We start from the raw sequence: 6,085 nt of genomic DNA, 5'->3' as shown, positions 1-6,085 counted from the left end.
AGGTTGACCAATTGCCTGAAAACTGTGTTAGAATATGCCACGGCTGGCACCTCCTAGGATAAAGTCGATCTAAGGCAAATCAATTTTACCCAAAAGAGGGGCCGGCTTCTATATCATCGAAACTTTATTAGGACAGTAGTGGTTCGAAGTTCGAAGTTAAAGAAAGAAGAAAATATTTAAATCGTCTTGGCATTTATCAAATGAATTTCGTTTGTGTGTCTTTTCTTACAACGTCGAACGCCGAACGTCGAACCTCGAACCTACTTTTCTTTAAATTGCTGCAGCCCGGACGGCGTGCGCGGGGTGGAGAGAATGTCGATGAAAACCCGCCATTTGGCTTCCAGTCCCCCAAGGGGACGGCCGTTGCCGTCCAGGCTCGAGTCCATCCCCGCTGTTTTCTCCACGAAGGCGCGGACGATGTCCTGGCCGAGGTTGTAGTTGATGATGTAGCTGCGATACGCATTCCAGAAATCGATGGTCTTGGCCGCCCTTTCGGGCGATTCCAGGGAAAAGCGGGCCAGCCAGTCCAGCGCCTCTTCCCGGGAAATCGCGCCGTCCAGGTAGCCGCGGGCGGCTTCGTTTTCAGCGTAGCGCAACTCGTCCACTAATTTCTGCACCTGGGCCAGTTTCCCGGCTTTTTGCGGATCGATGCCGGCCAGCGGATATAGTTTGTCGATTTCAAATTGTAATTTTTCGTCGCCGGGAAAGATCAGTTCGATGCCGTAGTTGGCCGTCCCTTCGGCGATGAGTGACTGGGGGCTGAACAGGGGATAGACCGTGAATTCGCTCCAGCCCTTTTCCTTGGCCAGCTTCTGCTCGAGCAGGACGTTGTACACGTGGTGGCCCGGGTAGCCTTCGTGGGCGGCGATGCGCACGGCTGAGTCGATCTGCATCGGCAGGTCGGTATTCACCTCGATCAGGCTGTAAGCGTTTCCCTTGTACCAGTTATAGGCGCCCCAGGGCTTGTCCTGCACGTACGCGGCCTTGAAGCTTTCATTTGCCGGCAGGGCGATATGCGCCAGGGTCCGGCGCCGGCATTCGGCGATGGCCGCTTCGAACACGGCCGGGAGTTTTGCGGCGGGGATGATAAACTCGTTCTTGAACGCCGCCACCCTCTCCTGCAGGCTTCCCTCTCCGGGCAGGGCCGCCTCCAGCAGCGCGACCTTTTTTTCAAACTCCTCGCGACGGCGGGCCGGGGAGACGGCGTCATAAAACAATTGCGATTCCTGGTCAAAGGTGAATTTTATCCCTGACAGGGCATCGATTTCGGCTTTCAGGGCGATCATTTGTTTTTTGAGGAACTCCAGCCTGAGTGTATCCAGCGCCGACAAATTTCTTCCGGCAAGAATATTCAGTTCGCGCAAGACCGATTCCGCCCGCTTCCTGACCCCGACAGCCTGGAACCCGCCGCGGCGGAGATCCTCCTCGTTTTTTATCTTCCATTCTCCCGGCCCGTAATACGCGTCGATGTAGCCGGGAGCGTAGGCGCCGACAAGCAAAGCCAGCCTGACATACTCCTCGGCGACTCCGTTCAACGACAGGATTCCCTTGGCCGGGGCGGGCCAAGCGCCCGCCAATGATCGCAAGACAAGAATCGTGATCAACAAATATTTCGTTCTGAGCCGGTTGCCGGGATAGCGGTGTTTTTTCATGCTCATATTTTATTGGAAATCCGAGCCGATCTCAAATTTATTGGGATATTATTCATAAAATATTACTTTAGTCCCATGGAAAAACAGGCAAAATGATGCCATAACTTTGTTTCTGTCATGAAATGAAAGGCATGAAAGATGAATGGTCGGTGCATGCCCGATGGGAGGACGTATGAAAAAAATAGTGCTGTTGATGCTGTTGCTGATCATTTCCCTGGCTTGGCTGACGGCCGCAGATGCGGCGAAACCCATTCCGGTGAAAATGAAGCCGGCGTTGCTGGTCATCGATATCCAGAACGCCTATCTGCCCTACATGGATGAAAAGGACAAGGAACCGGGCTTGAAGATGATCAATTACTACATCGACCTGTTCAGGGCCAACGGCTTTCCGGTCATCCGCGTCTACCACACCGATCTTCAGGAAGGGCCCAAGCCGGATAGCGAGGCCTTCGAATTTCCCAAGACGGTCACCGTCCTGCCTGATGACGCCAAGATCGTCAAGAACTATCCCAGCGCTTTCAAGAAAACGGATTTGGACAAGGTGCTGCGTGGCAAGGGCTGCAATACCCTGTTCCTCTGCGGTTTGAGCGCTGTGGGCTGCGTCCTGGCCACCTATCACGGCGCTATGGACGCCGACTACAACGTTTTCATGCTCAAGAACGCGCTGATTAGCCACAACGCCGTCCTGACCGGTTATGTCCAGGAAATTTGCCGCACCATCGACTATGGGGCGCTCAAATTGCTGCTGGAGACCGCCCGCAATTAGAAGCAGCGCCAGCCTTTAACTTAGCGGTTCGTCGCGCAGGAATTTTTTGGAAAAAGCGCGCTCAGGCAAAAAATCGCTTGAAAAAACGGTCTTTTCCGCCTCTACAAGACAATGGGTGGAGGAGCCGGGCAGAGGCTGGGCAAAGGGATAAAGCGCAGCGTTAAGGTAATAATGAAACCGTTGCCGGACCCCCCGGCAGGTCTGGTATTCGAAAAAATAATACTCGTTGATGAATTTAACTTTCGTCATGGTCCACCTCCTCGGTGAATGGCATTGCCACCTTGTTCCCCGAGGGGAACAGGTTGGCACGGGTTCGTCGAGCCGGACTCTCAACCGTTCTTCATGACTCAGTCAAAGCTGTCAAATAACTCACTGCATGTATAGTATAAAAAGAAGTTTTTGTCCATTTATTTTTTTAAGGCCGCGGCTGTCTGCCCTTTCCGCTCTTCCAGATACTCCCAGCGTAAATAAGTCGCGACCAAATCCTTTTCCAGCGCCTGCAGGCGTGAATTGGCGGTGCTGACAGTGTTGTTGCCACTGCGATAAAAAGCGGGATCGGCCAGGGACTGGTAGATATTTTTCCGTTCTTCTTCCAGATTTTTAATCTTTTCCGGCAGAGTTTCCAATTCCCTTTTTTCCTTGAAGGTGATTTTCAAAGTTGCCGGCCGGACTTTGCTTGGAGGTTTTTTTTGTGTTTTTTCATTGGCCGGGGTCTGGGAAATTTCCCTTTGACGCAGTCCATCGTCGTATCCGCCCACGTATTCCTCTATTTTCCCTTCTCCGGCAAAAACCAGGGTGCTGGTCACCACGTTGTTTAAAAAAGCCCGGTCGTGGCTCACCAGCAGCAATGTGCCCCGAAAATCGATGAGCAATTCCTCCAAGAATTCGAGGGTTTCGATATCGAGATCATTGGTGGGCTCGTCCAGGACCAGGACATTGGCGGGCCGGGTGAACAAGCGAGCCAGCAGCAAGCGGCACCGTTCTCCGCCCGACAGGGATTTCACTTTGGTGCACGCCCGCTCCGCCGTGAAGAGAAATTTCTGCAAATAGCCGATCACATGCTGGGTAACACCGTTGATGATGACCCTGTCATTGCCGTCGGCCACGTTGTCGAAAACCGTTTTTTCAGGATCGAGCTGCTCGCGCAATTGATCAAAATAGATGGCCTCCAGGTTTGTGCCCAGGTGGATATGCCCCTGTTGCGGGAGGATTTCGCCAATGAGCAACCGCAGCAGGGTGGTCTTGCCGCAGCCGTTTGCTCCGATGATGCCGACCCGGTCTCCGCGCATGATCGTGGTTGAAAAATCGCGGAGCACTTGTTTCCCGGGATATTGGTAATAAACATTTTTCGCCTCGACAACCAGGTTTCCGGAGCGCCGTCCATGCTGCAGGGTCATGGCCACTCCGCCGGGCCGTTCCTGCCGCTGGCGTCGTTGGGCGCGCATTTTCAACAGGGTCTTGAGGCGGTCCTGGCTGCGGGTGCGGCGGGCCTTGACTCCCTGGCGGAGCCAAGCTTCTTCAACCGACAATTTTTTATCGAAAAGCCGGTTCTGGCTCTCTTCATTGGCCAGGCTCTCCTCTTTGCGCTGGATAAAGGTCGGGTAATCACAGCTCCAGTCCAAAAGCCGGCCGCGGTCGATCTCGATGATCCGGCTGGCCAGTTTTTGCACCAGCTGCCGGTCATGGGTGACGAGCAGGATGGTACCGCCGTATGCGGCCAGAAAACCCTCCAGCCAGGAAATGGCTTCGATATCCAGGTGATTGGTCGGTTCATCGAGCATAAGGATATCCGGTCCCGCAACCAGGGCCTTGGCCAGCAGCGTGCGCCGTTTCAACCCTGTGGACAGGGTGGCGAAATCCGCGTCGGCCGGGAGTTTCATCCGGGCAATGACCAGGTCGACCTGGCGATGGATCTCCCAGCCGTTTTCAGCGTCCAACTGTTGTCCCAGAAGGTCCAAACGGGCCAGAAGCCGGGTGTCATTTTCCTGGCTGTCGGCCAGCATGGCGCTGGCGTGATGGTAATCGGCCAGGAGTTTGCCTTTGGCCGCAAGTCCGGAAGTGACTATATTGATGACCGGGCCGGCAATCCCTTCGGGGATCTCCTGGTCCAGGCGGGCGGTGACAATCCCCTGGCCGCGGGCGATAGTTCCGCTGTCAGGATTGATTTCGCCGTTGATCAGCTTCAACATTGTGGTTTTACCGCTGCCGTTGCGCCCTAGCAGACAGACTCGTTCGTGGGGTTCGATATGCAGTCCAATATGGTCCAGCAGCAGAAAACCGCCGAAACCGACACAAACGTCTTTCACACTGAGCAGTGCCATCGGCTAAATGCCCTCACTTCTCCCTGTCTTCCGGCAATGGTTCGCCGAAAACTATAATAATCATTCTCGTTATAAAGTAGTATATCCTATACCCGCGCCATCGCAAAACCAATGTTGTTGTTGAAAAATTGCTTTTGTCGTTTTATGGATACTCAGATCGAAATGTTTATTTAGTGTTCAATCGTTGTCCAGCACTTTGCGGATGATGTTCAACATATGCGGCATGGTGTACGGCTTCGCCACGAACTCGCGGATGCCGTCGGCCAGGATGGATGCTTTCAGCGCCGGCTCGACGAAACCCGAAATCAGGATGATCTTCACATCGGGATTGTCGCTCAAGATCGACCGGCTCACGGCCGCGCCATTCAGCTTGGGCAGGTCCATGTCGGTGACGACCAGATGGATGTCGTCGCGGTGGCGCCGGTAGCGCTCCAGCGCCTCCATGCCGTCACGGGCGATGAGTATCTGGTAGCCGTATTCGTGCAGTATGGAGGTCAGGAGTTCCCTGAGGCTCTCCTCGTCCTCGACCACCAGGATGGTCTCGCTGCCGCGGGCGATTGTCTCCGTATCCAGGTCCAGCTGCTCCGGCCGAACGGCCTGGACTTCCGACGCCGGGAAATACAGGGAAAAAACCGTGCCCCGGCCCGGCTGGCTGTCGACTTCAATAAAACCCTTGTGGGTCTTTACCACTCCGTAGACCACGGCCAGTCCGAGTCCGGTCCCCTGGTAGCGGCCTTTGGTGGTGAAGAACGGCTCGAATATGCGGGCCCGGGTTTTTTCATCCATGCCCATGCCGGTATCGCTGACCTGGATGCGGATCAGGCGTTTGCCTTCGGCGGCCGGGAAGCGGGCGGCGATCTCCCCGCCTTCGATCAGGGACGTCATGATGCCGAGCTTGCCGGTGCCGGCCATGGCGTCGCGGGCGTTGATGCACAGGTTGAGCAACGCTTGGTGCAGTTGGCTGGGATCCATCCAAACCTGGGGCAAATCGGGCGGGCAGGAATAGCTGATCTCGATGGTGCGTGGAAAGGTCACCCGCAGCATCTTGACCAGCTCGGCGACCAGTTCCTGGATATGGAGCGATCTGAAATCGGCTTCCGACTTGCGGGCGAAGGTCAATATCTGCCTGACGATGGCGCCGCCGCGCTCGGCGGTGTCGGTGATCGTCTGCAGCGCGGGTCGAAACGGCGAACGCTCCTTCAGCTTGCCGGCCATCAACTCGGCATGACCGCTGATGATCGAGATGATGTTGTTGAAGTCGTGGGCGATGCCGCCGGCCAGGGTGCCCAGGCTCTCCAGCTTCTGGTTCTGGCGCATCTCGTTTTCCAGGATGCGGTGCTCCTCCT

General features: G+C 55.3%; 5 protein-coding genes and 1 riboswitch. Of the genes, 1 reads left to right on the top strand and 4 read right to left on the bottom strand.

The genetic code is table 11. The features are described 5' to 3' along the window. Positions 1-260 precede the first annotated feature (260 nt). Entirely contained in the window at positions 261-1,652 is a 1,392-nt protein-coding gene (locus tag NTW95_12345; protein MCX6558197.1) for a hypothetical protein, read from the bottom strand. Positions 1,653-1,824: 172 nt separating this feature from the next. Here NTW95_12345 and NTW95_12340 point away from each other — a divergent pair, with 172 nt between their 5' ends. Next, positions 1,825-2,418: an isochorismatase family protein gene (locus NTW95_12340; protein MCX6558196.1), complete on the top strand. Its 594-nt coding sequence runs from the start codon at positions 1,825-1,827 to the stop codon at positions 2,416-2,418. Between the two features lie 15 nt (positions 2,419-2,433). Here the strand turns inward: NTW95_12340 and NTW95_12335 are convergent, their stop codons facing one another. The 3 genes from NTW95_12335 to NTW95_12325 form a co-directional block, all read right to left on the bottom strand. After that, the gene (locus NTW95_12335; GenBank protein MCX6558195.1) at positions 2,434-2,667 is read right to left on the bottom strand and encodes a hypothetical protein; all 234 of its coding nucleotides are present in this window, start codon (positions 2,665-2,667) and stop codon (positions 2,434-2,436) included. After that, positions 2,661-2,767: riboswitch (SAM riboswitch) on the bottom strand. It overlaps the preceding gene by 7 nt. A gap of 58 nt (positions 2,768-2,825) precedes the next feature. Beyond that, the gene (locus NTW95_12330) at positions 2,826-4,739 is read right to left on the bottom strand and encodes an ATP-binding cassette domain-containing protein (GenBank protein ID MCX6558194.1); all 1,914 of its coding nucleotides are present in this window, start codon (positions 4,737-4,739) and stop codon (positions 2,826-2,828) included. 177 nt (positions 4,740-4,916) lie between these two features. After that, on the bottom strand, positions 4,917-6,085 hold a 1,169-nt coding region (locus NTW95_12325), incomplete at its 5' end, for a response regulator (protein ID MCX6558193.1).

Source organism: Candidatus Aminicenantes bacterium (genome assembly GCA_026393795.1).
Lineage (GTDB): Bacteria > Acidobacteriota > Aminicenantia > UBA2199 > UBA2199 > UBA2199.
This window is presented reverse-complemented; position numbering and strand designations above follow the sequence as displayed.

Coding starts and splice junctions, on each gene's coding strand:
- NTW95_12335 (MCX6558195.1), bottom strand. CDS start 2,667: ATGACGAAAGTTAAATTCATCAACGAGTATTATTTTTTCGAATACCAG.
- NTW95_12345 (MCX6558197.1), bottom strand. CDS start 1,652: ATGAAAAAACACCGCTATCCCGGCAACCGGCTCAGAACGAAATATTTG.
- NTW95_12340 (MCX6558196.1), top strand. CDS start 1,825: ATGAAAAAAATAGTGCTGTTGATGCTGTTGCTGATCATTTCCCTGGCT.
- NTW95_12330 (MCX6558194.1), bottom strand. CDS start 4,739: ATGGCACTGCTCAGTGTGAAAGACGTTTGTGTCGGTTTCGGCGGTTTT.